Here is a 23,365-nt window from a genome sequence, read left to right as displayed (position 1 = left end):
ATGTCGGCATTTTACGAAGCCTTACGAATCACGTTGCGACAGGACATGAGCACGCTGGCTGTTTGGCAGGCGAACAGACCCGGGGACACAAGCAATGAAAAAAGTCGGACATCAGGTGGGCGGCCTGGCACAGCTGGTTACCCGCTTCGGCAATGAAATCACTCAGGTTGTGCAGGATATTCACGGCGCCGTTGCCAACCCGTTCGGGGTACGCGGGCACGATTACACCCCTGCACCCATGATCTATAACCTGATTCGCTACGGCTTTCGCCAGGCAGGCAACGCCGCTGGCATGGCCGACTTGCTGGCAGACCCGAACCGGGAACTTCGCGACAGTCTCGACTTGCAAAGCATCGTCAACGGCATCTTCGGGCAACTGCTGGTGGAGCAGAACAGCAGCTATGCGCTGCCCATGACCCTGCTGCCGAAAAAGCCCCAGGCTGCTGACACCGATACCCTGGTGATCTTCATCCACGGCCTGTGCATGAATGATGCCTGCTGGAACACCCCTGCTGCCGATGGCTTCGGCCAATGGGCTCGCCGTCACCTCAATGCCGAGGTACGTTACCTGCGTTACAACACCGGCCTGCATATCTCCGACAACGGCCGCAAGCTCGCCGGCCTGCTGGCCCACTCCGTACTGCCGAAACGGCTAATTCTGGTGGGGCATTCCATGGGTGGCCTGGTGGCTCGCAGCGCACTGCATCAGGGCCGTGAACGGGAAGACAGCTGGGTGGACAAGGTGACGCATCTTGCCTGCCTTGGCTCCCCCCACCAGGGTGCCCTGTTGGAGCGTATCGGCAACAACGCCAATCGCCTGCTCGCTACCACGCCCTGGTCAAAGCCGCTGATGCGACTGGGCAACCTTCGCTCCGACGGCATTCGCGATCTGCGCTTCGGCTATGTGCTGGAGGAACAGTGGCGCCACCGGCCAATCGACGAAGTCCAACCGAGCAGCAAGGTACCGCTGGATCCCACGGTAAAACAGCTGTTCATTGCCGGCAGTGTCAGTGAACCGGATCACCCCCAGCCCCAGGGCGACTGGCTGGTATCCGTGGACAGCGCCCTGGCCCGACGCCTTTACCCGGATGCACCGCAGCTGACCCGGGAACTGTTCTGGCAAATGGGCCACATGACCATGATCGAGGAAAACCGCACTTTCGCCCGGGTACAGCAGTGGCTGGAACCCCACGGATGAACTGCACTCTCTGCCATACACCTGCAGCCCTATTTGCGACCGTAGAAGGACGTGAATACTTTCGCTGCCCGAACTGCCAGCTGACCTTTGAACACCCGGACAAGCTACCCAGCGCCGAGCAGGAAAAAGGCCAGTACGATCTGCATGACAACCGGCCGGATGATCCCGGCTACCGGAAATTCCTGTCACAACTGGCCGAGCCGCTCAAGCGCGAGCTGCCCCCCGGCGCCCGGGGGCTGGATTTCGGCTGCGGTCCGGGCCCGGCACTGGCCATGATGCTGCGCGAGCAGGGGTTTGATTGCGCCACCTGGGATCCGCTCTATGCGTCAGATAAGGCAGCGCTGGAACCGCAATATGACTTCGTCACCTGCACAGAAGTGATCGAGCACCTGCACCAGCCGGCGAAGGAATGGCAGTGGTTTTCCGAACATGTGAAGCCCGGCGGCTGGCTGGGCATCATGACCCGCTGGCTGATCGACGATGACGCCTTCGCCCGCTGGCATTACCGCCGCGACCCTACCCACGTGTGCTTCTGGCAGCCTGCCACCTTTCAGTGGCTGGCCCGGAAACAGGGCTGGGATCTGCACCTCACCGGCAACCCGGTGGTGCTGATGCAAAAACGCCCGCCAGGCTGAAGCTCAACCGGGCGGGCGCTTGATGAATCATGATCCTGTCGGTTCAGCCGGCCACCACAACGGCTACGGCTGCCGCCAGCAACGCCATGGGTATGATGATCAGGATATGCCTGACCAACCGCTCAGCGAATACCGATAACCGGTAATGTAATTCCATTTTTTCTCCCCTTTTCCCAAAGCAGAAACTGGGCAAGCCATTGCATATCCCAGTCACTGAGACTGCATGGTAGAGGAGTTTAAAAAACCGACAATCCCCCACATGGGGGATAGCACACACTTTTGGTCAATCAGGCCCGCGCCCGCGCCCACTGCGGCATCCGCAAGGCGCAACTGACTAAAGGCTGTGCAACCAGAACTGCATATGCTTGAGCGAAGGCTCGCTGTCACCCAGATCGGTCCACTCGAAATCGGCCACCAGCTGGTCCTGGGGGAAATAGCCCCGCCCGCGCCAGAAGGCATCCAGAGGGCGATAATCTGCCGGCCGTGCCGGATGATCGTCAGGCCGCTGCACCGCACAGAAGGTGGTGTCCTGGAAACCAAAATCCTCCGCGTACTGCTCGCGCAGATCAAAGAAACGATGCCCGATGCCCTGCCCCCGCCAGTCCTTCTTCAGCACCGACTCACCAAAATAGAACACCGTGGACAGATCCGCCCCCAGCATCCGAAACGGTGCCTGAAAGGCATCATCCGCTTCCCGCAGGGGCAAGCCGGTGGCAGCACCCACCAGCTTGTTGAACTCCAGGGCCAGCACAAAGACGCTGCGATCGGACTGGGCATACCGATCCAGATAACGGCGCTCATATTCCAGATCACCGTCATACAGGTAGGGAAAGTCCCGAAACACCTCGATGCGCAACTGCGCCAGTTCATCCAGCCATGGCTCTACCGCAATACCGGTAACCGGACGAATTTCCACTGAAGACATGCAGGCTCCTCGGGAGACAGATCAGGAAGGGAATCAATAGCACGATGAACGGGGGAAGGAAAAGGGCGGGGAGACGAGTTACAAGCTAAAAGCTACAAGCTGCAACATGAAACAAGGCATCAGATGAATCCGGCGCCGTGCCCGCGCACCCTTTTTCCTGATTCGCGGGCACGGCGGCATAGCGAGAGGTATGGCATTGCCCGCGTTGCAGCTTGAAGCTTGAAGCTTGAAGCTCTAAGGCCGCATCAGGATCAGGCCGGTGATCCACAACACCACAAACACCGCCTGACGAAACCGCTCTTCGTTGATGCGATGATGCAGCCATTCCCCCAGCAGCATGGCGGCAATCACCACCGGCACCAACATGCCGATCTTCGGCGCCGCCGGCAGCAAAGAACCGTCCAGCAGAAACACTACGGTGAGCAGGCTGTTGAGAGACAGCCAGACCAGAATCAGGGTGGCGCGAAAGCGCTGCTTGTCCAGCTGCAAGCCACTGAGCGCATACACCAGCAAGGGGCCGCCCGAGGCAAACAGGCCATGGGTAATCCCGGCCAGGAACATCCAGCAGCGCGACCACCAGGCGGCATGACTGCGCACCTCGATGCCCTTGAACATGCGCCACAATTCACGGCTACTGAACCACAGCACCAGCACCCCGAAGCCCTGGCGCAGATAATCATCGCCCAGCCAGGGCCGCAGGCCATAACCCGCCAGGGTGCCCAGTACCATCAACGGCAGAATCAGCTTCCACAGGGTAGGCCAGTGGATGTGATGACGGTGACGCCAGCTCAGGGTGCTGCTCATGACAATATTAAGCGGCACCAGCACTGGCAGGATTTCCGGTATCGGCAGCACCAGGGCGCCCATCGACAGGGCGATGACGATACTGCCGAAGCCAGTCATGGCCTCCGTGGTGAAGGCAAAAAAGATGAACAGCCCCAACAACAGCCAGGGCCACATAACCGCAATATCCAAGGTTACTGCTCCAGCTCGGTGGCGAACTTGCGCACCATCATGCGCTGGTAGAGATCCGGGGCCAGCCGCCACAGCAGGCTGGCAAACCAGGTGAAGCGATCCGGGAACAGGCGTTTCTGTTTTTTGTCGTAGGCAACAAACACCTTTTCCGCCAGCGATTCCGGGGTTTGCATCTTGCCGACCATGGAACGCGCATGGCCAGCCGGCTTGCCGTCGTGGCCCAGCGCATTGGTCTCGATGGGCGTGTCCAGAAAGCTGGGGTACACCATCAGGATGTGCACGCCATAACGCGAGACCTCCCCGCGCATGACCTCAAAGAACTGCGCCATGGCACTCTTGGCGCTGCAGTAACCGGCGCGTCCCAACACCGGCATCCAGCCGGCCATGGATCCGATATTGATAATGCCGCCACGGCTTTTGCGCAGCAGCGGAAGCAACGTCACCGACAGTTCCACCGGCGCCTGCCAGTCCACCTGCATGACCTTGCGAAACACCGGTACGGCGGTTTTTTCCGCCAGGGAGCGATGGGTAATACCGGCATTGTTGATCAGCAGATCCAGCTCGAACGGCTGCGACTGCAGCCATTGTTTGAGCAGGGTGATGGCATCGCTGTCAGTGACGTCCAGCTCCCGGCAAAGCACCCGCTCAGCATCGCCAAGCTGTTTCGCTCTCGCTTCCAGCAGCACAGTGTTCATGTCCGTGAGAATCACCCGGTAACCACTGGCATGGGCCTGCTGGGCCAGCGCCCAGCCGAGTCCCGAAGCGGCACCGGTTATCAATACCGTTTTCATGAAGACTGCCTCGCGGGAGTTCCATCCAGATAGAAACGGAACACTTCCTCGGAACTCTTTTTCGGCTGATAACCGAATTCACTTTTCAGTCGCTGATTGCTCAGCACCGGGCGGTAACGCAGGAAATTGATCTGCGCCGGAGTGTAGCCGGTAAGGCCCAACTTGTTGCCCAGCCACAGACCGGCGCGCAACACGCCAGCGGGAATAGCCACCACCGGCTTGCCGAGAATACGGCCCAGCTCATGGATACTCAGGGCGCCATCACCGGCCAGATTGAAACAGCCAGAGGCTTCTTCGTTGACACCCTTTTCGATGATCTCGAGCACGTCCTGATCCCAGATAAACACGAAGGGCGACGGCGAACCGGCCACCGCCAGCAAACGCTTGCCCTCGAACAGTTTGGTGATCAGGTTACGGGTACCCTTGCCCAGCACTGTACCCGGACGCAGCACCAGCTGCTTGAGCTCGGGATGTGACTGGCGATAGGCCGCCAGCAGCTCTTCTACCTGACGCTTGTGATCCGAGTAGGCGAATTCCTGGTTGCCGCGCAACGGATCCTGCTCGTCCAGCCACTCCGGATTATCCGCATGGTAGCCATAGGCCGCGCCGGAACTGGTCACCACCAGCTGGTGCACACCGTTGGCCACGCAAGCCACCAACACATTACGGGTGCCGTTCACATCAATATCGTAATCACGCTGACGATCACCGGAGTCTTCCAGCACCGCCGCCAAATGCACCACCTGCTCAATGCGATGCTCGCGAATCAGCCCGGCCAGGGATGGGTCGCGCACATCCAGCACATGGAAGGGAAACGTGGCGGACTTGTCCTCACGGATATCCACCCCTACCACATAGTGCTGCTCCGCCAGACGACGGGCCAGCAGGCTGCCGATGTAGCCACCGGCACCGGTTATCAGGATACGTCTTTGCATGGCGCACCCTCCTCCTCAGCAGCCTCACCGGGCTGGCGCCCCCACCAGAAGGCCAGCGCCAGTCCGGTCACCAGATGCCAGACGCCCCAGAAGGCGGCGATCAAAATCATCTCACTGGCCTCCGGAAAGAAGGTGAACAGGATCGCCAGCCCCAGGCCGGAATTCTGGATACCCACTTCCATTGTGATGGCGCGCCGGTCATTGCGCGGCAAACCGGTCAGGCCGGCGGCGAAGAAGCCGAGGCCGAGGGCCAGCAGATTCTGCAGTACTACCAGGCCGACGATGCGATCCGCGTTGGCCAGGAACACATCCATATTGTTGCCGAAGGCCACCCCCACAAACAGGAAAAGTACCAACAGCGTGATCACCCGCATGGGCTTCTGCGCGCCATGGGCAAAGGCGGGAAATGCCTTGCCCACCAGCATGCCAACCACCAAAGGCAGACCCAGCACCAGCCCCACCAGCATCAGGATTTCCATGCTGTCGAGCTGAATCTCGGTAAGGATGCTGCGGGTATTCGGGTTGATATAGCCGTACAGGGCAAAGTTGAACGGGGTCAGGAACATGGCCGCCAGGCTGGACACCGCGGTCATGCTCACCGACACCGCCACATTGGCCTTGGCCAGCCAGGTCATGATGTTGGAGAAGGAACCGCCCGGGCAGGACGCCACCAGGATCATGCCCAGTGCCAGTTGCGGATCCACATTGAAATACCAGGTGGTCAGACAGGTGGCTGCGGGCAGCAGCACAAACTGGGCAATCAGCCCCACCAAGGGGGCATCCGGGCGCTTGAGCACCCGGCGGAAGTCGTCACCGGTGAGCGACAGGGAAACGCCAAACATCATGAACGCGAGAATGACGTTGAGGATCAGCAGGTTGTTGCTGCCAAAGTGCACTTCCATGTCACACCCCCTGCAGCAGATCGCTGATGTGTGTACCGACGGCCTTGCGATAGGTGTCCTTGTGGACATAGTAGGCCATCCGCGCCAGCTTCAGGTAGGCCAGGCCACCATCAAGATTATTGCCGGCCTCGGCACTGGCTTTCTTCTCCAGGGCCGCCGCTTCCGGCAGCCCCTTGGACTTGGCACGCAGATACAATGCCACCATTTCCGCCTGTTCGTTACGCCCTTCCCAGCCCAGCCCGGCCGCTTCCACCATGCCCATGATGAACAGGTTGCGGTGCTCGGGATGGAACACGTTCAAGTACAGCTGCGGCGCATCCTGGCCCTGCCAGTTGAGTTCGGCAGCATCGATGAAGGGGTAATCCAGCTTGTAACCGGTGCCCATCAGGATCAGGTCATAGACCCGTGACTGCCCATCGGCAAAGGTCACGGTATTACCGGATACGGCGGCGATATCACCATGAGGGGTAATGTCACCATGGCCCAGGTGATGCAGGATCAGAGAATTGATCACCGGGTGGGATTCATACAACTTGTAATCCGGATCCGGCAAGCCGTAATCGCTGGGCTTGCCGATCAGCATGCGAATCAGGGCGCCATCCACCTTCTGCTTGACCAGACGTGGCAGGGTAAATTTGCCTCCCAGGCTGTCGGTGGCCTTGCCGGCAATGAACTTGGGCAGGAAGTAGTAACCACGACGCACGGACATGTCCACGCTGGCCGCACGATGCACCGCGTCCACCGCGATATCGCAGGCGGAATTGCCACAACCCACCACCAGCACCCGCTTACCGGCAAACACGTCGGCACTGCGGTATTCACTGGAGTGCATCAACTCGCCTTCAAACTCACCCGGCAGGCTCGGCATATTGGGCTTGTGCAGGGTACCGTTGGCGATCAGTACGCCCTCGAAACGGCGGGTTTGCTGCTCGCCATCCTTGCTGGTGGTCACCTGCCAGCCGTCACCATCCTTTTCCACACTCTCCACCCGGGTGGAAAATTCGTAGTTTTCGTAAAGGCCGAACTGGCGCGCATAACCCTGGAAGTAGCGCTTCATCTCGCTGTGATGGGGGTAGGTCGCCACGCTGTCCGCCATGGGGAATTCCTTGAATTCCGTCATGCCCTTGGAGGAAATCAGGTGCGCGGATTCGTACATGGTGCTGTGGGGGTTATCGATGTCCCACAGGCCACCCACATCGGAATGCAGATCGAATCCAATGAACGGGATATCATATTTTTTCAGGTTGCGGGCGGTCGCAAGCCCCATGGGGCCGGCCCCTATCACTGCGTACATGTTGTCACCTGCGTTTGTTGTTTGCTGAGCACAACTCAGAATTTGTTATGATGTTCACTTTACGGTCAGAGCCCCAGAGCCTCACGGCCAATTCAGGACCAGCCTACGGTTAATTCGGGACCCGTTAACTCAGACAGGACAGCCCATGTCGCACACCCCCACCGTCACGGTGCGCTACACCCAGGCCATCAGCCAGGCCGCTGCCAAGCTGGGATTTTCCCTGCCGGAGGCACTGCAAGACGCCTTCGCAGAACAGGAACGGGTGGGGCTGGAGTTGCAGGGCGATATCTGGGAAAGCTTTTGCAGTCAGGCGGACGATGCCCTGGTTGGAGTGCGTTTCGGACTGGCATTGGAAGTGGGACATCTGGATACCGCCGGCATGGTGTTGATGAGCTGCGACACCGTGGCCGACGCCATGGAAAGCCTGATCGACTACTACCCCATCGTCGGTGAAGGCGGCCGTTTCAGTTATGAGATACAGGGCGAAGAATGCATCGTTTCCTATGAGCCCCAGTATCAGGTTCGCAAACAGGAACGGGTGGAAGCGGCTCTCGCCTCACTACTGCAACTGTCCCGCTGGTCTTCCGGCGGCAAACTGAAAGCCCTGCGCCTGGAGTTTGCCCATGCCGCCCTGGACGACAACCGCCGTTACGAAACCCTGCTCAACGTGCCGGTGCGCTTTCTGGCCAACCGTAACAGTCTGGTGATCCCCGCAAGCTCCCTGGATCTTCCATTGATCTACGCCAACCCGGCCCTGTGTCAGCACCTGCGTACCCTGGCTGATCAGGTACTGGACTCCCTTGGCGAACAATCCCTCAGCGCCCAGGTCACCCAACTGCTCCGCCAGCACCCCCACTGGGGCAAGGAAAAAGCAGCCGATGCCCTGTCCATGAGCGGGCGACATCTGGTGAGAAAACTGGGCGAGGAAGGCAGCAGCTTCAAGCTGCTCCGTGACGGCCTGCTGCAAGGCATGGCGGAAACACAACTTCGGGATGGCGAGCGCCTCAGCAACATTGCCGAGGCACTGGGGTTTTCTGATGAAAGCGCCTTTTCCAAGGCGTTCAAACGCTGGACCGGCATGACGCCGGCCCAGTTCCGCGAAAAAACCTGATCAGGCCTTGTCGAGCGCCTGGGTAATATCCGCAAGGATGTCATCAATGTGTTCGATCCCGACAGACAATCTCACCAGATCCGCACTCACTCCCGCGCTCTCCAGCTCCTCATCATTGAGCTGACGGTGCGTGGTCGTAGCGGGATGGCAGGCCAGTGACTTGGCATCACCAATATTGACCAGCCGCTTGATCATGGTCAGCGCATCAATGAAGCGCGCCCCGGCGTCACGCCCGCCGTCAATACCAAAACTGAGAATGGAAGACGGCACACCACCATCCATGTAGGTTTGCGCGGTGGCGTAATCCTTGTCCGTATCCAACCCGGCAAAGTTCACCCAGCTCACCTTGTCATGATCGCGCAGGAACGCCGCCACCGTCATGGCATTTTCGCAATGGCGCTCCATACGCAGGCTCAGTGTTTCGATGCCCTGCAGAATCAGGAAGGCATTCATCGGCGACAGGGCGGCTCCCATGTTACGCAGTGGCACAACCCTGGCACGGCCAATGAAAGCCGCCTCGCCCATGGCTTCCACATACACTACACCGTGATAGCTGGGGTCCGGTTCATTGAACTGCGGGAAGCGAGGATTGCCTTTCCAGGGGAACTTGCCGGAATCCACAATAATCCCGGCAATGGTAGTGCCATGCCCGCCCATGTACTTGGTCAGCGAATGCACCACGATATCTGCACCGTGTTCAAACGGGCGACACAGCGCGGGTGTGGCAACAGTGTTATCTACCACCAACGGCACCCCGGCAGCGTGGGCCACCTTCGCCAACGCGGCCATATCCACCACATTGCCGGCCGGGTTGCCGATGGATTCACAGAACACCATTTTGGTCTTGTCATCGATAACCGCAGCGATAGCTTCCGGATCTCGACCATCGGCCATGCGCACTTCAATGCCCTGGTTTGGCAACGTATGCGCGAACAGATTATAGGTGCCGCCATACAGCTGACTCACCGACACGATATTGTCACCGGCACGGGCCAGGGTCTGGACTGTCGCGGTAATTGCCGCCATACCCGAGGCCATGGCCAAGGCACCGATACCCCCCTCCAGCATGGCTACCCGTTCTTCGAGCACCGCATTGGTGGGGTTCATGATCCGGCTGTAGATATTGCCGGGAACTTTCAGATCAAACAGATCCGCGCCATGCTGGGTATCATCAAAGTAGTAACTGGTGGTCTGATACATCGGCACCGCCACCGCATGGGTTTGCGGATCACCTTCAAATCCACCATGTATGGATACCGTTTCCTTCTTCATTACTCTCTCCCTGCCAACCATAAAAAAGGCCGCCTGATGGCGGCCTGATGAAGCTACTTATTCAAGCGGAGGTTGCGGCCAAAAATCAAATTGTTTGGGCACATCGGACAGATCGGTTTCAAAACGCGGCGCGCGTTTTTCAAGGAAAGCGGTGAAGCCGTCGCGGCCATCCCAGAAAGAATGGGACCAGTAGATCATTTTCGATTCCACTATATGGGCCTGCATGGGGTGATCAAATTCCGGATTGCGCCACAGCATGTGGCGCGCGAGGGCCACCGCCACCGGGGAGCTTTTGGCGATCAGTTTTTTCGCCATGCAACGGGCCACATCCAGCACTTCACCCTTGTCATGCACACTATGGAACAGACCGGCTTCTGCGCCTTCCTCGGACATGAAGATATCGCCGCTGAGCACCCACTCCAACGCCTTCTGACGACCCACCACTCGCGGCAGGAACCAGGAGGAACAGGCTTCCGGGGTAATACCTCGCTGGGTGAACACGAAACCGATCTTGCTGTTCGCAGCCACCAGACGAATATCCATGGGTAGAGTCATGGTGATACCCACCCCCACCGCCGCGCCATTGATGGCACCAATAACCGGCTTGCGACAATGGTAGATCGCCATGGACAACTCGCCACCGGAATCGCGGATGGTCTCCAGCGGCGGATCCATGCCCTCCGCGTCGTCATAACCGAACAGGTTACCGCCGCCTTCAGGTTCCATTTCCATGCCGGCACAGAACACCTTGCCCGCCCCGGTGACAATAATGGCTCGCACCTCATTGTTGCTGTCCGCTGCCTCCAGGGCATGCACCACTTCGTCTTTCATGCGCAGGGTAAAGGCATTCAGGCGTTCGGGCCGGTTAAGGGTGATGGTGAGGATGTTTTCCGACAGCTCGGTCTTGATGTCCTGGTATTCCATGGTCACTCCGTGAAAGTTGTTCTTGTATGAGCAGACAGATCCACCACCTGCACCGATTGCCCCCGAGCATAGCGCGATGGCAGGGCATCGAACATGGTCCGAAGCGTCCTGTTCAGGTGGGGTTGATCGTAAAATCCGGCCGCCACGGCCAGTTCGGTCAGGCTCATGCCGCTCTGCCACAGAGTCAGGGCTCGCTGACATTTCAGGTGCAGCACGAAACGCTTGAAGGTAACGCCCAGCTGTTCACTGAACAGACGGCGAAAACGGGACGCAGACAGGTTGGCGGTGACCGCCAGGGATTCCAGATCAAGGCTGCTATCTTCACGCAGCGCCTGGCAAGCCGCCACGATGCGCGGGTCGGGAATATGCGCCGGATGAGGGACTCTCAACTGGCGGATAAAGGCTGCGGCCATATCTACATGCACCTGACCGTCCGCCAGCGCCATCAATGGCTGCCGCAATTCGGCTAACGGCAAGACAGCTCCCTCATCAGCCTCGCGCAGGGCCCACCAGGCAGGTTCATCGGGGTCCAGATGCAGCACCGCCAGCGGGGTATCACTATGCAAGGACTGGGGAATCTCCGGCGGCACCCGCACCAGTGGCTGGGTCAGCGTCTCGCCATCACGGCTGACTTGCAGGCTGCCTTCAAGGGCAACCAGCAGCGACGCGGCCACATGCTGATGGGGGCGGTTATCCATGGCGGACAACAGCACCAGCCAGCCACCTGGCCAGATATACAGGGGCGACAGTAAACGGGTTTCGATAGCCGGCGAAGAATCAGTCATGCCGGCATCATGCCCGGCTAACGCCGGGCGGACAATGTGCCGATCAGGCCGAAACGCCTCTGCGCAGCCCCAGCTTGTGGGCCAGCTCAATGGAGACAAACATGGGCCCCACCAGCAGGAACACCAGATCATCCACGAAGGAAGGTTTCTTGCCTTCCACCTTGTGACCCCACACCTGCACCGCCCAGGCAAGCAGCCAAACGGCCGCACTGGTCAAGCCCAGCGGCAGATCGCTGCGATCCACCGCCACAATGGCCAGCAGGGACAGCGCCAGCCAGGCGCTCATCAGTACCGTCATGCCAGCAGACATGCGCAGATAAAAGGGCATACAGATGGCCGCCAGCAAGGTACCACCGTTGACCCAGTAAGCGGCCGAACCCTCGAGTCCCAGCCAGCTGCCCAGCGGGATCAACCAGAACAGGCCAATGGTTGAAACAAAGATCGCAGGCACACAAATGATGTGCACCCACTGATTAACCGGATTGCGATGGCTCTCACTGTAGTCGGCCAGAAAGGTCTGCAAATCGCGCATGGGGGTTCTCCCGAATTGTTGTTTTCCATCGGGAGACTACCGGTACGGCAATCAGGAAAATTGTACGCAGGGGCCGAATGGACGCCGGATGCCAGAGGCTCGACGCCTGACGGTAAAGACAAAACCAGGCCGCGTCCGGCGTCAGGCATCCGTCGTCCAGCAACAGGCCTAAAACTCACGCCTCGCAGGCGCGACGGCTGTCTTTCAGGGCGCGTAGTACCTGATGGCGGCTGAGCAACCCCACCAGCCGTTTCTGGGCATCCACCACCGGGTAGATCTTGGGCTTCTGGTTGACCATCAGTTCCGCCACATTCACCACCGAATCCGTCTCGGCGACGGTCAGCGGCGAGGCATGCATGAACTCATCCACAACCAGTGAGCCTTCACAGTGGTAACTGGATACCAGCAGTTTGCGCAGGCAATCCTGCTCCGACACAAAACCCACCACCCGGTGATTGGCATCCACGACAGGCAGCCCGGTAGCCTTGTGTTGCAGCAACTTGTCTACCACCTCAGTGAGCTCCGTACCCAGGGTAATCGCCGTGGGGTGCTTTCCCATCAATGCGCCGACAGTCAGATCGCTCATTGCTTGTGCTCCTTTGCAATGCTCTTTTCCTGACTATAGCACCCTGCCCCTCCCCTTCCTGTTGTATTGCTCTATGATCCTTATAACTGTTTTGAATAGAGAAGGTGACGGCTAGCGCCCCCCTTCCTACAATGGTTGCGAAGCAGCCCCGGATTCCGGGCCAGAATATTGGAACGCCTGAACAACCCTTTGCACATTGTTGGTTGCTGCCTTTTCCGACAGGCATACCGAATGCGCCACGCGGCCCCAACGGGAAATCCCGCCAGCGTCTGACAAACCGGCAAACTGGACTCAAGGTCTTCCAGAAATACAAGGACACAGGATTTGCGAATGGGATCGCACCGAAAACACTTGCCCGGCGTTGTGATGGCTTTCCTTCTGCTGCTGTTTCCGATGCTGGCCATCGCTACTCCGGCCTGCGAAGAAGCAGAGCAGCTGCTCGCCAGCCTCAAGAACGAAAAGCTGCAGTTGCAGGCAGACAAACAGGCTCTCGAAGATATCCTTGATGGCCAGGTACCAAGCCGGGCCACGCTAGAAGAACTATTGGGCGTCACCCTCGATCTACCCTTGATCAAACTGCCCGCCCTCTCAGGAGTGCGGGCACAATCCCTGCCGGATTGCCCCAGTCTGAAAAGCGATCTTGACACCCTGGTGCGGCAGCTCGGCAAACTTGAGCAGGCCGGCCATGCCCTGCGTCAACGCATCACTGACCGCAACCTGCTGCAGCGTCAGGTCATGGTGGAGCTAACCGAACTCCACCACACGGTCGAAACGCTGATTGCTGCCGAGAACCCCGACCCGGCGGTTCTTCAGGGAGCCATTCTTCTGCAAAACGCCCTCAAGCGCGTTTGGACACTTATCCCGACGCTGGATGAGAAAAGGGTAAAACTCACCCGGTTCGAACTGGACCATCTCTGGTATTCAGCGCCGCCACTGGAGGCCCCCGAAGCCGCCATCCCGGAATACCGTACCCTGATCAAGACCAGACTGGACCTGCAGCGGCAAATTCGGACCTTGCGCGGTGATATTTGGGAACGACGACAACTGGCTGAGCAGATTTCAGAACAAGGCGGCCTTGATGCCGTTCCCGGTTTGTTGACCAGAGAAGTTCGCCGCATCGGCCAGCGGGCGCTGGATACACTGGTGCTGGTGCGTTACGACCTGAATGCTCCTATGCGCGGCAGCGGCTACTTGCCGCTGGTGCAGAATGTGTTGGCGCTGGTACTGGGCATCGCCGGTTTTGTTATTCTGGTAAAACTGGCCCGCCGCACACGACAGTGGGTATTGGGGCTACATGAACATGTGGTGAACGCCAGCGGTGACAGGCGCTGGATTCGCAACGCCAGCCGACTGCTCAGTGGCCTTGCTCCCATGCTGCCCTGGTTCCTGCTGTGGGCCATTCTGGATCAGCTCAGCCTGCACCTGAACTCGCCCACCACCAAGGTGCTTTACTGGTTGCTGCCGCTCGCCAATCTGTATGTCATCTACGGCCTGCTTTCACTTCTGGGAGAATGGCTGGTCGGCCGGGTGGCGCAAAGTGCCGGCGCCTATCTAAGCGCAGACCAGACACAACAGGTGCTCGACCACTCGCATCACATCGCCCGCTGGCTGATGATCCCCTGGCTGCCCTTGCTGGTGGTATGGGAAAGTCTGGGCCCATCGCTGCTCTACTATCTGATGCAAGGCCTACTGGCTGTCTGCCTGTATGTCGGTCTGAGCCGCCTGCTCGCCCTGCGCAGCAAGGACTACCTGGTATGCCTGCAAGCCATTTTACCGTCGCGACTGGATCCACTTGCAGAAGCACTACTGAGCGAGAAGCTCTTTACCCTGTTCGCGCCCTTGCTGCTGCCCGTGGCCCTGGTCAGTTTCCTGGTGGATTTCCTCGACCGGGTACTCACAGACTTCGACTGGTACATGAGCTTCAAGGCCCGCTGGTTCCGGCTGAGAACCCGCATCGCCAGTGATGAAGACGATGCGGGATCACAGAATAATGAAGAGGCGGTCGAGATCCATTACGAGCGCTGGTTTGCCCAGGACGTCCCTGAAGGCAGCAAGCTGCCCTTTATCGATACCGGCCTGGTCGCCGCCATGGAAAAAAGCATCCTGCGCTGGCACGAGAACAAGACCGACGAAAACTCTCTGGTGGTGGCCGGAGAAAAAGGCAGCGGCAAGAGTGTCAGCATCAACAAGCTGAAAAGCGCACTGGAAACCAATGCCGAAGGCCTGCAGGTCATCGACATCAAGGTGCCCGCACGCACCACCGCCCCTGCAGATATCCTTGCCCTGGTCGGCGACACCCTGTCGGTAGACCTGAGCGAACATGGCGCCGCTGCCTTGGTAAAAAGCGACGAAGACCGCAAGCCCACCCTGGTGGTGCTGGATGAGGCGCAGAATTTTTTCCTCTCTCAACAAGGCGGACTGGAAGGCTGGCGCCAGGTGCTGAGTCTGGTCAACGCCCGACTCGACAATGTGTTCTGGCTACTGTTGATCAACAACCAGAGCTGGGCCTACCTGTGCAATGTTTTTGGTCGGGATTACCAGTTCCGCAATGTGATCAAGGTAAAACGCTGGGCGCAGTCAGATATTCGTTCGCTGATCCTGTCACGCAACCATCTCAGTGGCTACAAGGTCCGCTATGACGAGGTCCTGCTGTCTTCACGGGGCCCGGAAGCCGGCAACGTACGCAATGCAGAGCAACGTTATTTCAGTCTGCTGTGGGATGGCTGCCGCGGCAATCCGCTGGTGGCCCTGAAACTTTGGCTCACATCAATCAAGGTACAGGGACGGGAGGTACTGGTCGGGCTGCCCACTCCTCCCTCTGCCGGCATTCTCGACAGCATGGGTGAAAACGCCCTGTTCGTGTATGCCGCCATTGCCACCCACGGGACGTTGAGCAGTCATGAAATCAGCGGCGTCACCTGCCTGCCGGAAAATGTGGTTCGCTATGCCCTGAAAGGGGGATTTGATACTGGTTTTCTGCAAAAAACCGAAGATAGCCGCTACCGGCTGGTGCCCCTTTGGTACCAACCGGTGATCAGTTACCTGACAAGGAAGAACCTGCTCAATGAATGATGGAAATATCGTCAACGACCTGGCGGTAGTGGTTGAGCTGTTCAACATCTACGCCATCGTGCTGCTATTCATCGGCGGCTTTGTCCTGTGGGCCCTGAACTGGGGTATCAGCAAGGCCAGCCAGAAGGTTACAGAGAAACTGCCCACCAAGCGTTTTCTGATCCTGCAAATCACTACCCTGATCGGCTTTGTGCTCTATACCGTGGGCTCCATTGCCCTGATCGTTGGAGTGCTCCAGCCGCCCAAGGAATTCATGCTGGCGGCGGGCGGCTCCATCGCCGTTGCACTGGGTTTTGCATTGAAGGATATCGCCGCCTCATTGGTGGCCGGCCTGCTGCTGTTGTTCGACCGCCCCTTTCGGGTAGGTGACCGGGTCAGCTTCGATAATGTTTATGGTGAGATTGTTTCGATTGGCTTGCGCACCGTGCGCCTGCAAACCCTGGACGACAACCTGGTCACCATTCCCAACTCCCGCTTCATTACCGATGTGGTCGCTTCCGGCAATGCCGGTGAGCTGGACATGATGGTGGTGACCGATTTTCACGTGGGTCTGGATGCGGATCTGGAACAGGCCCGCGCCATTATCGAGGAAGTGATTTTCACCAGCCGCTTTGCCTATCTGAAAAAACCGGTGACGTTCGCCATTGAAGAAATCGAGATCGGCTACAAGCTCGCCATCCGCCTGCGAGCCAAGGCTTATGTGCTGGATGTGCATTACGAGAAAGCATTCCAGAGCGATATCGTGGTGCGGGTTTCCAAACGCTTTAGCGAAGCGGGCGTGATTCGCCCTTCATGAATGCCGCGCTGCGGCTGCATCACGCTTCACGCTTCACGCAACATGCGGCACGCAAATATAAAAGGCATTTGATCCACAGAGACCACAGCGTTCACTGCGGCAAAGTAAAACAGGCTTTTTCACTCTTTGGTCTCTGTGGCAGGGATTAACTTTTCAGGATTATCGACCGGATTTTTTCTGCTTTTCCAGCAGCGCTTCCACTTCTTCCCGGGGCAGGTAATCCAGGTCCCAATGATTGGTAAACGTTTCTTTTATCCGGTGTCGGCCGCGATGCAGATCGTCCGGTGTCTCTCCTTCATGGGCCGGGTGATACTCCACGTGCTCATGCCCGGATGAAATATCTTCTTCCGGTTGCTGAGAGGGAAAGAATCGCTGCTTGAGAGCGGTTAACCAACGCATGACCACCTCCTTGATTACATTCACCCTAACATGGCAGGCGTGAAGGATTCATGGTCATGGCGTCAGACAGCAAACCTGTGGTTTTCAGCGCACATTCACGCCACCAGATCCGGCCGTCCCATCATGTCCGCCAGGCGAATCAGGGCACGCCTGCGCAAGTGGGCGCTGTCACGTTTTGAGGGATGAAAGTCACGCTTGTAATAAGCGATGTAGGACTTGCCCAGCTTGCGTAACCAGCCCGGTTTTCCGAGCAGCCAGTTAAAGCCATTGCGCACCGATTTCCAGTCGGTGGGATCATCCATCTCGTTGCGCAGCTGCCAGTAGTGAAACACCGTAAAGCTGAGAAACTCCACGGTGGTAAAGGCCATCTCGGAACTGCGCACCCAGTAGCTGTCCACCTGATCCTGAAACACATCAAAGGCCACCGCCTTGTGCTCGCTCTCTTCGATGGCATGCCACAGCCACAGCGGCACCATGCGCTCATCCATGCCCTCAATGAACTCCGGGTTTTCCAGAATCATTTCTGCCAGCATGGCGGTGAAATGTTCCAGTGCGCAGGTCTTGGCCAGTTGCCGCTCAGGCGACATCACCTTGGCCATGAACTTGAGTCCATCCTTCACAAAGGCATCCACCTTTTTGGTCGGCACGCCCTTGGATTCCATGAAATCATTAAAGGCATCGTGCTCATTGCCATGATGCGCCTCCTGACCGATAAAGCCTTTCACCTGCTCACGCAGCAACGGGTCCTGAATGTTTTTCTGGAAGTGACGCACCGAACGTACAAAGAAACGCTCCCCTTCCGGGAAGGTACAAGACAAGGAAGTCAGCAACGTCGATTTGAACTGATCGTTATCGAACCAGTAACGGGGCATGGAAGGATCGAATGTGAAATCCATCCGCCGCGGCTGAATATCGCTCTGATTGATTTTTTTCTTTGCCGGCGAATGCGTCGTGACTTGGGCGGTCATAGGTCTTCTCCTGTCGTCCACCCAATATGTGACAGCCAGTAATGGCACACTAGTGCAGGTTGTGCCATTTTCGTTCACTCTGCCTGGCTCAATCGGCCGTTTTCAGCAACACCGCCTGATCGCGCCCCTGACCCTTGGCAAGATACAGCGCTTCATCGGCCTCACGCATCAGCGCAGAAGAAGACAACGGCTGCCCCGGCAACCAGCTGGCCGCCCCGATAGACAGCGTGACAGGCACCCAGTCAGATACCTCACCAGCACTCTGAGCCTGCTTGTTGGCGCTTCTCAGGGCCATCACCAGACGCCAGGCCACGTCTTCGGCTCCCCGTCGGTCAGTATTGGGCAGTAACACGGCAAATTCCTCTCCACCGATCCTGGCAACCTGATCCCCTTTGCGGACCAGCGAGGCTGTCAGCAGGGAAGCAACCGCGCACAACACCTTGTCGCCGGCTTCGTGACCGTGGGTGTCGTTGATTCGCTTGAAAAAATCCAGATCAATCAGCAGTAACGAAAACGGGAAGGCATTGTCCCTGGATTCCCGGCACAGCTGTTCAAGCCAATGATCGAATGCCCGGCGGTTGGCAATGCCGGTGAGTGGATCCTGATTGGCTTGCGACAAGGCGACGCGGGCTGTTTCTCTTGCGCGGACATAATTACGCTGCAGGGAGGCCTCACGACGGCGCGTCTCGGAAAGGCGGCTCATTCCTCCCACTGCCAGATCACGGGGGAACAGCTCAATCAGATAACAGTCCTGCCATTCATCATCACGGCAAACCCGGGAACTGGCCGGATAATAGTCCGCCAGAGGCTCAACAAGCCGGGTAGTCAAATGTGCACAGTGCCGATTGCGACGCACCGCTTTCAGGAAAGATGACAGATCGGTCGCCACCAGCGAAGCGATAGACTTTGGTAGCTCTCCTTTCAACAGGGCAAGGGCGTGGGCATTGGCCACCTTGATGCGCCCCTCGCCGTCCATAAGCACTACCGGCAGGGAGATCGCATTGAGGATGGCGAGGCATTCCCGGGTGACCATGCTCAGCTATCCGCCGAGAAATATTCACGCCCGGAGGCCCCTTCTTCCGGTGTCAGACTGACGACCACCCGGCACTGGGAATCACCATGGGCAATGGCCTCGGTAATTTCTACCCTGGCATAGCCGGTATTTTCTGCGGCGATCACGCCAAAAACATTGGAGGTCATCATGCACAGGGCAGGCCTGCCCTCTACGTAACGACCAAAGGGACAGCGCCAATTGCCAAGGACAATGCGCTCCTCATCCTGCTCGATAACGTAGAAATCACCGCCGATACGGCGCTTGAGATCGACCATCACGGCCGTCACCTGATCCTTGTCGAGGCCCGATACATTCAGCGCTGATCGATAGCTGGCATTGATCTCGTCACCGATTTTCTGGCCGACAATAGAAACCAGTCCTTCAGCCTGCTCCAGCCCCGCCACATCCTGGATCGACTCGGCAAGATAGCCCAGCAGCTCACGGAGAAAACGGTCCCCATTAAGCGGTATCCTGGCGTTTTTAACCTCATCCATGGTCATCCCTCCCCGAGCACTCAGGTCCCGAAGGTTCATCGGCGCCCTGCCGAATTATTGTGACACCTGTCACAATATTTCCATTCTGGATGAAAATTAATCAAAAAACGCTGAACCGCCCCCCAGACTGGATGAATTGCCGTCGTTAGCCGCGCCGGAACAGCCGGGCATGGATCTCGCCGGCCTGCTTCTCGCGATGCAAAGACCAGTTTTCAGGTACCGCAGGCTCCGTTCCCTGACGGCGGGACTCCACATAAATCCAGGCCTCATCGGCTAGCCAGCCACGCGCCTCAAGATCCCCACAGGCCGGTTCCGCCAGCCCCAGATCATAGGGCGGATCCACAAACACCAGATCGAAACGGGTGGGCGGCTGGTGAAGCCAGAGCAAGGCGTCGTGGCACTGGATGCTGATCCGGTCGGCAAACATGGGTTGCAGCTGGCGCTGCAGATCCGCCACCCGCTCCCGCTGCTTCTCGATCAGAACAGCTTTACTGGCACCGCGACTGAGCGCCTCGGCACCCAGCACCCCGGAACCGGCAAACAGATCCAGCACGTTCAGCCCCGGCAACTCGAACTGCAGCCAGTTGAACAGGGTTTCGCGCAGCCGATCAGAGGAAGGGCGCAGGTCGCCACCATGATCCACGAACTGCAACCGCAGCCCGCGCTTCTCTCCACCGATAATGCGCACCTGCCCTTTGCTACCCGCGCTGGCGCGGCCCTTACTCTTCGCCACGGCCTGCCTCGACGCTCACCGCTGCCACATCGCTCTCGGCCGGTTCATCCACCGGCACGATCTGCGGCGCTTTGGGGCCGATACTGACAATCGCCAGATCATCCGCCTTCAATGCCCGCGCGAACGCCTCCCGGATGTCGTCGGCACTGACGTCCCGTACCTGCTGACTGAACTGCTGCAGGTAATCCAGCGGCAGGTCATAGAAACCGATGGCGCCCAGTTGACCGATGATGTCGCTGTTATCAGCGGTGCCCAGGGCGAAGCTGCCGAGAATACTGGTGCGCGCTTCTTCCAGCTGGGATTCACTGGGGCCCTGCTGGATGAAGTCATCTATCAATTGCAGAGTCAGGCTCAAGGCCTGATCGGCATTCTCGTTCCCGGTCTTGAACGACACCTGGAAAGGCCCGCCCGCCGCCATGGCCGAGAAGCCGCTGCCAATGCCGTACACATAGCCGCGCTTCTGGCGTACTTCATCGGTGAGTATGGAAGCGAAGCCGCCGCCGCCCAGCACCATATTGCCCACGTACAGGGCCACATGGTCCGGGTTGCCCCGCCAGGTACTTTGATTCCCCAGCAGGATGCTGGTCTGGGCGGAGGGGAACTCGATGTGTTCACGCTGGCGAGAGGCCAACGGCGTGGCACGCTCCAGTTTCGGCGCCGCCTCACCGGCGGGCAGCGCCGCACTGATCTGCGCCGCTATCGTTTCCGCCTGTGAGCGATCCACCGCTCCCACCATGGCAATCACTGCGTTGCCGGCGGCGTAATAGGTGTCATAGAACGTTTGCAGTTGGGCACGCTGAATCGCCGGCAGGCTCTCCAGGGTACCGTCGCTGGCGGACCCATAGGGGTGATCCGGGTACAGCGTGGCCATGAAGGCCTTGCTCACCTGCGGCCCGGGCACCTGCTGCTCCATGCGCAGCCCCTGCATCATCTGGGTACGAATTCGCTCCAAGGCCTCCTGCGGGAAGGTCGGTGTCCCGATCACCTGGCCAAACAGGTCCAGTACCGGCTCGCGGAATTCTGTATCTGAAAGGGTACGCAGGCTGATGATGCCCATATCCCGGTAACTGCTGGAGGAAAACTCGGCACCACGATCTTCAAACCCGCGGGCGATGTCATCCACGTTCAGGTCTTTGGCACCTTCACCCAGCAAGGCACTGGTCAGGGATGCGAGACCGTCATTGCCACCATCCCGGGCACTGCCCGCATCCATCACCAGACGGATATCCAGCATGGGTAACGCATCGCTGGGCACGAACAACACCTTCGCCCCTTCCGCAGTCTGCCAGGACTGAATCTCCAGCACCGGCGCCCCCGGCTCACTGGCCGCCACCAGCGCCTCAGTGGTGGGAAAATCCGCAGAAGGATTCAGGGAAGCACAGGCACTCAGCAATACCACTGCAGCCACTGTCAGGAGCCGCAAGCTGCAAGCTACAAGCTGCAACGCGCGCAAACCTCTCAGCCAACCGAATACCGCAACCACCGCGCCGCCAGCACTTGCCGCGCGGCGCCCTTTATCGTGACGCAGCGCAGAACCGTTCCCCGCGTCTTGTAGCTTGTAGCTTGAAGCTTGAAGCTGCTTTTTCATTTCCCTTCCCCCTGCTCCGGCTGCACATGCCCGACAGCAAGGCGCTCCGGCACCAACCATTGCTTCGCCACCCGTTGCACATCTTCCGCCGTCACCTTGGCCAGCTCATCAGCAAAGGTAGCCGAGAGATCCAGATCCAGCCCAAGCGTACTGAGCGTACCCAGCTCCATGGCCTGGCCCATCACGGAATCCTTTTCGTACACCTGCCCCGCCAGCACGCCGGCACGCACCCGGGCCATTTCATCGTTTGTGGGCAGGGTGGTCTGCAGCTTGTGGATTTCACTGCGCAGGGCCGCTTCCACCTGATCCAGAGTGACCCCGGGATTGGGCGCCGCCTGCAGCGTAAAGGTGCCGTTGCCTCGCTGGATACCCGAGTAGGAAGCACCAGCACCGGCCACCAGTTTCTGGCCCCGCACCAGATCAGTCTCGATACGGGCGCTCATGCCGCCATCCAGCACCCCGGACAGCATGGTCAGGGCATAGAAGTCGCGCTTGTCTTCAGCCGTGACCAGGGAAGGCACGTTATAGGTCATGAACAGGGTCGGCACTTTCACTGGCAGAGCCAGGTTCAGACGACGCTCCCCTGCCGGCGGATTAATAGTCTGCTTCGGCCGCGGCGGGGTACTTCCGGAAGGGAGACCGCTGAAAAAGCGCTCAACCAGAGGCTCCACCTGATCGCGGGTCACATCACCGGCAATCACCAGGGTGGCATTACCCGGGACATAGAAGCGCTGAAACCAACTGCGTGCCTGGTCCGGTTGCAGCTGGGACAGCAGCGAACGCCAGCCGATAATCGGGTGCGCATAGCCGGTACCCGGGCGCGCCACCGCCTGAAACTTCTCCCAGGCCAGGGCATTGGGGTTGTCATCGGTGCGCATGCGGCGCTCTTCCATGACCACCTGCAACTCACGGAAGAACTCTTCGTCATCGATCTTCAGGTTGGCCAGGCGCTCCGCTTCCAGTTCCAGCGCCAACGGCAGGCGAGAGACTTCATACTGCTGGAAGTAGGCGGTGTAGTCGTAGCTGGTAAAGGCGTTGTCGCTACCGCCGTAGCGCGCCACCAGCTTGGAAAAGTCGCCCGGCCCCAGCTTTTCCGTGCCCTTGAACATCATGTGCTCCAGCACATGGGCCAGCCCGGTTTCAAACGGTGCTTCATCAATGCTGCCGGCCTTGAACCACACCATCACCGTCACCACCGGCGCGCGATGATCTTCGCGCACCAGCACCTTGAGCCCGTTATCCAGAGTAAAACTGTGAGTGGCCAGCGAGGCCCCGGCCAGACCGGCCCACAGGCCCAGCATCAGGCCCAGTATCCATTTCTTCATTCTGTATCCCATCGTCATCCGCAATGGCGAAATGCCGCCGTGAAAGCTGCTCCCCAACGCCCTTAATGGTA

Annotated in this window: 23 protein-coding genes; 5 read left to right on the top strand and 18 right to left on the bottom strand. The window is 58.9% G+C overall.

Translation table 11 applies throughout. The features are described from left to right. The first annotated feature begins 94 nt into the window (after positions 1-94). Positions 95-1,198: an alpha/beta fold hydrolase gene (locus MWU49_RS13340; protein WP_246973257.1), complete on the top strand. Its 1,104-nt coding sequence runs from the start codon at positions 95-97 to the stop codon at positions 1,196-1,198. Then, positions 1,195-1,833: a class I SAM-dependent methyltransferase gene (locus MWU49_RS13335; RefSeq protein ID WP_246973255.1), complete on the top strand. Its 639-nt coding sequence runs from the start codon at positions 1,195-1,197 to the stop codon at positions 1,831-1,833. Before MWU49_RS13340 ends, MWU49_RS13335 begins: the two co-directional genes overlap by 4 nt. 334 nt (positions 1,834-2,167) lie before the next feature. Here MWU49_RS13335 and MWU49_RS13330 read toward each other — a convergent pair whose 3' ends face one another. The 6 genes from MWU49_RS13330 to MWU49_RS13305 form a co-directional block, all read right to left on the bottom strand. Further along, positions 2,168-2,758, bottom strand: a complete 591-nt coding sequence (locus MWU49_RS13330) for a GNAT family N-acetyltransferase (RefSeq protein WP_246973254.1) — start codon at positions 2,756-2,758, stop codon at positions 2,168-2,170. 234 nt (positions 2,759-2,992) lie between these two features. Further along, entirely contained in the window at positions 2,993-3,733 is a 741-nt protein-coding gene (locus tag MWU49_RS13325; protein WP_246973245.1) for a sulfite exporter TauE/SafE family protein, read from the bottom strand. 2 nt (positions 3,734-3,735) lie between these two features. Beyond that, positions 3,736-4,524, bottom strand: coding sequence for an SDR family NAD(P)-dependent oxidoreductase (locus tag MWU49_RS13320; protein ID WP_246973242.1), 789 nt, complete (start codon positions 4,522-4,524; stop codon positions 3,736-3,738). Continuing rightward, a complete protein-coding gene (locus MWU49_RS13315) occupies positions 4,521-5,459 on the bottom strand; it encodes an SDR family oxidoreductase (RefSeq protein ID WP_246973237.1) in 939 nt (312 codons plus the stop codon). Before MWU49_RS13315 ends, MWU49_RS13320 begins: the two co-directional genes overlap by 4 nt. Further along, positions 5,441-6,361, bottom strand: a complete 921-nt coding sequence (locus MWU49_RS13310) for a bile acid:sodium symporter family protein (protein ID WP_246973234.1) — start codon at positions 6,359-6,361, stop codon at positions 5,441-5,443. The genes MWU49_RS13315 and MWU49_RS13310 overlap by 19 nt, the downstream gene beginning before the upstream one ends. A gap of 1 nt (position 6,362) precedes the next feature. Continuing rightward, positions 6,363-7,655 (bottom strand): NAD(P)-binding domain-containing protein, encoded by a 1,293-nt coding sequence (locus tag MWU49_RS13305; protein ID WP_246973231.1) that lies wholly within the window; start codon positions 7,653-7,655, stop codon positions 6,363-6,365. Between the two features lie 145 nt (positions 7,656-7,800). On the opposite strand from MWU49_RS13305, the gene MWU49_RS13300 reads away from it, so the two are divergent. Continuing rightward, the gene (locus MWU49_RS13300; protein ID WP_246973228.1) at positions 7,801-8,766 is read left to right on the top strand and encodes an AraC family transcriptional regulator; all 966 of its coding nucleotides are present in this window, start codon (positions 7,801-7,803) and stop codon (positions 8,764-8,766) included. Here MWU49_RS13300 and MWU49_RS13295 read toward each other — a convergent pair whose 3' ends face one another. The 5 genes from MWU49_RS13295 to MWU49_RS13275 form a co-directional block, all read right to left on the bottom strand. Beyond that, on the bottom strand, positions 8,767-10,038 hold the full coding sequence (locus MWU49_RS13295; RefSeq protein ID WP_246973225.1) for an aminotransferase class I/II-fold pyridoxal phosphate-dependent enzyme: 1,272 nt from the start codon (positions 10,036-10,038) through the stop codon (positions 8,767-8,769). Positions 10,039-10,095: 57 nt separating this feature from the next. Continuing rightward, positions 10,096-10,962: an enoyl-CoA hydratase-related protein gene (locus MWU49_RS13290; protein WP_246973223.1), complete on the bottom strand. Its 867-nt coding sequence runs from the start codon at positions 10,960-10,962 to the stop codon at positions 10,096-10,098. 2 nt (positions 10,963-10,964) lie between these two features. Further along, positions 10,965-11,747, bottom strand: a complete 783-nt coding sequence (locus MWU49_RS13285) for an AraC family transcriptional regulator (RefSeq protein ID WP_246973221.1) — start codon at positions 11,745-11,747, stop codon at positions 10,965-10,967. Positions 11,748-11,790: 43 nt separating this feature from the next. After that, positions 11,791-12,279, bottom strand: coding sequence for an Mpo1-like protein (locus MWU49_RS13280; protein WP_246973219.1), 489 nt, complete (start codon positions 12,277-12,279; stop codon positions 11,791-11,793). 175 nt (positions 12,280-12,454) lie between these two features. Beyond that, positions 12,455-12,865, bottom strand: a complete 411-nt coding sequence (locus MWU49_RS13275) for a CBS domain-containing protein (protein ID WP_246973217.1) — start codon at positions 12,863-12,865, stop codon at positions 12,455-12,457. A 366-nt stretch (positions 12,866-13,231) separates the two neighbouring features. Between MWU49_RS13275 and MWU49_RS13270 the strand changes: the two genes are divergently transcribed. Together MWU49_RS13270 and MWU49_RS13265 are read left to right on the top strand one after the other, a co-directional pair. Continuing rightward, entirely contained in the window at positions 13,232-15,937 is a 2,706-nt protein-coding gene (locus MWU49_RS13270) for an ATP-binding protein (protein ID WP_246973215.1), read from the top strand. Continuing rightward, positions 15,930-16,733, top strand: coding sequence for a mechanosensitive ion channel domain-containing protein (locus MWU49_RS13265; RefSeq protein WP_246973213.1), 804 nt, complete (start codon positions 15,930-15,932; stop codon positions 16,731-16,733). Before MWU49_RS13270 ends, MWU49_RS13265 begins: the two co-directional genes overlap by 8 nt. Before the next feature lie 159 nt (positions 16,734-16,892). On the opposite strand, the gene MWU49_RS13260 is transcribed toward MWU49_RS13265, so the two are convergent. The 7 genes from MWU49_RS13260 to MWU49_RS13230 form a co-directional block, all read right to left on the bottom strand. Then, complete coding sequence (locus MWU49_RS13260; protein ID WP_246973210.1) at positions 16,893-17,132, bottom strand: hypothetical protein; 240 nt, start codon at positions 17,130-17,132, stop codon at positions 16,893-16,895. Between the two features lie 95 nt (positions 17,133-17,227). Further along, complete coding sequence (locus MWU49_RS13255; RefSeq protein ID WP_246973207.1) at positions 17,228-18,100, bottom strand: metal-dependent hydrolase; 873 nt, start codon at positions 18,098-18,100, stop codon at positions 17,228-17,230. Positions 18,101-18,188: 88 nt separating this feature from the next. Beyond that, complete coding sequence (locus tag MWU49_RS13250; RefSeq protein ID WP_246973206.1) at positions 18,189-19,133, bottom strand: sensor domain-containing diguanylate cyclase; 945 nt, start codon at positions 19,131-19,133, stop codon at positions 18,189-18,191. Between the two features lie 2 nt (positions 19,134-19,135). Next, a complete protein-coding gene (locus MWU49_RS13245; protein WP_246973205.1) occupies positions 19,136-19,648 on the bottom strand; it encodes a methanogen output domain 1-containing protein in 513 nt (170 codons plus the stop codon). Positions 19,649-19,793: 145 nt separating this feature from the next. Then, the gene (gene rsmD, locus MWU49_RS13240) at positions 19,794-20,381 is read right to left on the bottom strand and encodes a 16S rRNA (guanine(966)-N(2))-methyltransferase RsmD (protein WP_246973204.1); all 588 of its coding nucleotides are present in this window, start codon (positions 20,379-20,381) and stop codon (positions 19,794-19,796) included. Continuing rightward, entirely contained in the window at positions 20,368-21,789 is a 1,422-nt protein-coding gene (locus MWU49_RS13235; protein WP_246973203.1) for a pitrilysin family protein, read from the bottom strand. Before MWU49_RS13235 ends, rsmD begins: the two co-directional genes overlap by 14 nt. A 176-nt stretch (positions 21,790-21,965) precedes the next feature. Continuing rightward, on the bottom strand, positions 21,966-23,294 hold the full coding sequence (locus tag MWU49_RS13230) for a pitrilysin family protein (protein WP_246973202.1): 1,329 nt from the start codon (positions 23,292-23,294) through the stop codon (positions 21,966-21,968). Positions 23,295-23,365: the final 71 nt, after the last annotated feature.

The organism is Alcanivorax sp. S6407 (assembly GCF_023016115.1).
Classification (GTDB): domain Bacteria; phylum Pseudomonadota; class Gammaproteobacteria; order Pseudomonadales; family Alcanivoracaceae; genus Alcanivorax.
Note: the sequence above shows the minus strand (reverse complement) of the source record. Positions and strands in the feature narration are given on the sequence as shown.

What these genes read in the sequence shown, in the direction of transcription:
- MWU49_RS13340 (WP_246973257.1), top strand. Translation starts at nt 95, where the DNA reads ATGAAAAAAGTCGGACATCAGGTGGGCGGCCTGGCACAGCTGGTTACC.
- MWU49_RS13335 (WP_246973255.1), top strand. Translation starts at nt 1,195, where the DNA reads ATGAACTGCACTCTCTGCCATACACCTGCAGCCCTATTTGCGACCGTA.
- MWU49_RS13330 (WP_246973254.1), bottom strand. Translation starts at nt 2,758, where the DNA reads ATGTCTTCAGTGGAAATTCGTCCGGTTACCGGTATTGCGGTAGAGCCA.
- MWU49_RS13320 (WP_246973242.1), bottom strand. Translation starts at nt 4,524, where the DNA reads ATGAAAACGGTATTGATAACCGGTGCCGCTTCGGGACTCGGCTGGGCG.
- MWU49_RS13315 (WP_246973237.1), bottom strand. Translation starts at nt 5,459, where the DNA reads ATGCAAAGACGTATCCTGATAACCGGTGCCGGTGGCTACATCGGCAGC.
- MWU49_RS13310 (WP_246973234.1), bottom strand. Translation starts at nt 6,361, where the DNA reads ATGGAAGTGCACTTTGGCAGCAACAACCTGCTGATCCTCAACGTCATT.
- MWU49_RS13305 (WP_246973231.1), bottom strand. Translation starts at nt 7,655, where the DNA reads ATGTACGCAGTGATAGGGGCCGGCCCCATGGGGCTTGCGACCGCCCGC.
- MWU49_RS13300 (WP_246973228.1), top strand. Translation starts at nt 7,801, where the DNA reads ATGTCGCACACCCCCACCGTCACGGTGCGCTACACCCAGGCCATCAGC.
- MWU49_RS13295 (WP_246973225.1), bottom strand. Translation starts at nt 10,038, where the DNA reads ATGAAGAAGGAAACGGTATCCATACATGGTGGATTTGAAGGTGATCCG.
- MWU49_RS13290 (WP_246973223.1), bottom strand. Translation starts at nt 10,962, where the DNA reads ATGGAATACCAGGACATCAAGACCGAGCTGTCGGAAAACATCCTCACC.
- MWU49_RS13285 (WP_246973221.1), bottom strand. Translation starts at nt 11,747, where the DNA reads ATGACTGATTCTTCGCCGGCTATCGAAACCCGTTTACTGTCGCCCCTG.
- MWU49_RS13280 (WP_246973219.1), bottom strand. Translation starts at nt 12,279, where the DNA reads ATGCGCGATTTGCAGACCTTTCTGGCCGACTACAGTGAGAGCCATCGC.
- MWU49_RS13275 (WP_246973217.1), bottom strand. Translation starts at nt 12,865, where the DNA reads ATGAGCGATCTGACTGTCGGCGCATTGATGGGAAAGCACCCCACGGCG.
- MWU49_RS13270 (WP_246973215.1), top strand. Translation starts at nt 13,232, where the DNA reads ATGGCTTTCCTTCTGCTGCTGTTTCCGATGCTGGCCATCGCTACTCCG.
- MWU49_RS13265 (WP_246973213.1), top strand. Translation starts at nt 15,930, where the DNA reads ATGAATGATGGAAATATCGTCAACGACCTGGCGGTAGTGGTTGAGCTG.
- MWU49_RS13260 (WP_246973210.1), bottom strand. Translation starts at nt 17,132, where the DNA reads ATGCGTTGGTTAACCGCTCTCAAGCAGCGATTCTTTCCCTCTCAGCAA.
- MWU49_RS13255 (WP_246973207.1), bottom strand. Translation starts at nt 18,100, where the DNA reads ATGACCGCCCAAGTCACGACGCATTCGCCGGCAAAGAAAAAAATCAAT.
- MWU49_RS13250 (WP_246973206.1), bottom strand. Translation starts at nt 19,133, where the DNA reads ATGGTCACCCGGGAATGCCTCGCCATCCTCAATGCGATCTCCCTGCCG.
- MWU49_RS13245 (WP_246973205.1), bottom strand. Translation starts at nt 19,648, where the DNA reads ATGGATGAGGTTAAAAACGCCAGGATACCGCTTAATGGGGACCGTTTT.
- MWU49_RS13230 (WP_246973202.1), bottom strand. Translation starts at nt 23,294, where the DNA reads ATGAAGAAATGGATACTGGGCCTGATGCTGGGCCTGTGGGCCGGTCTG.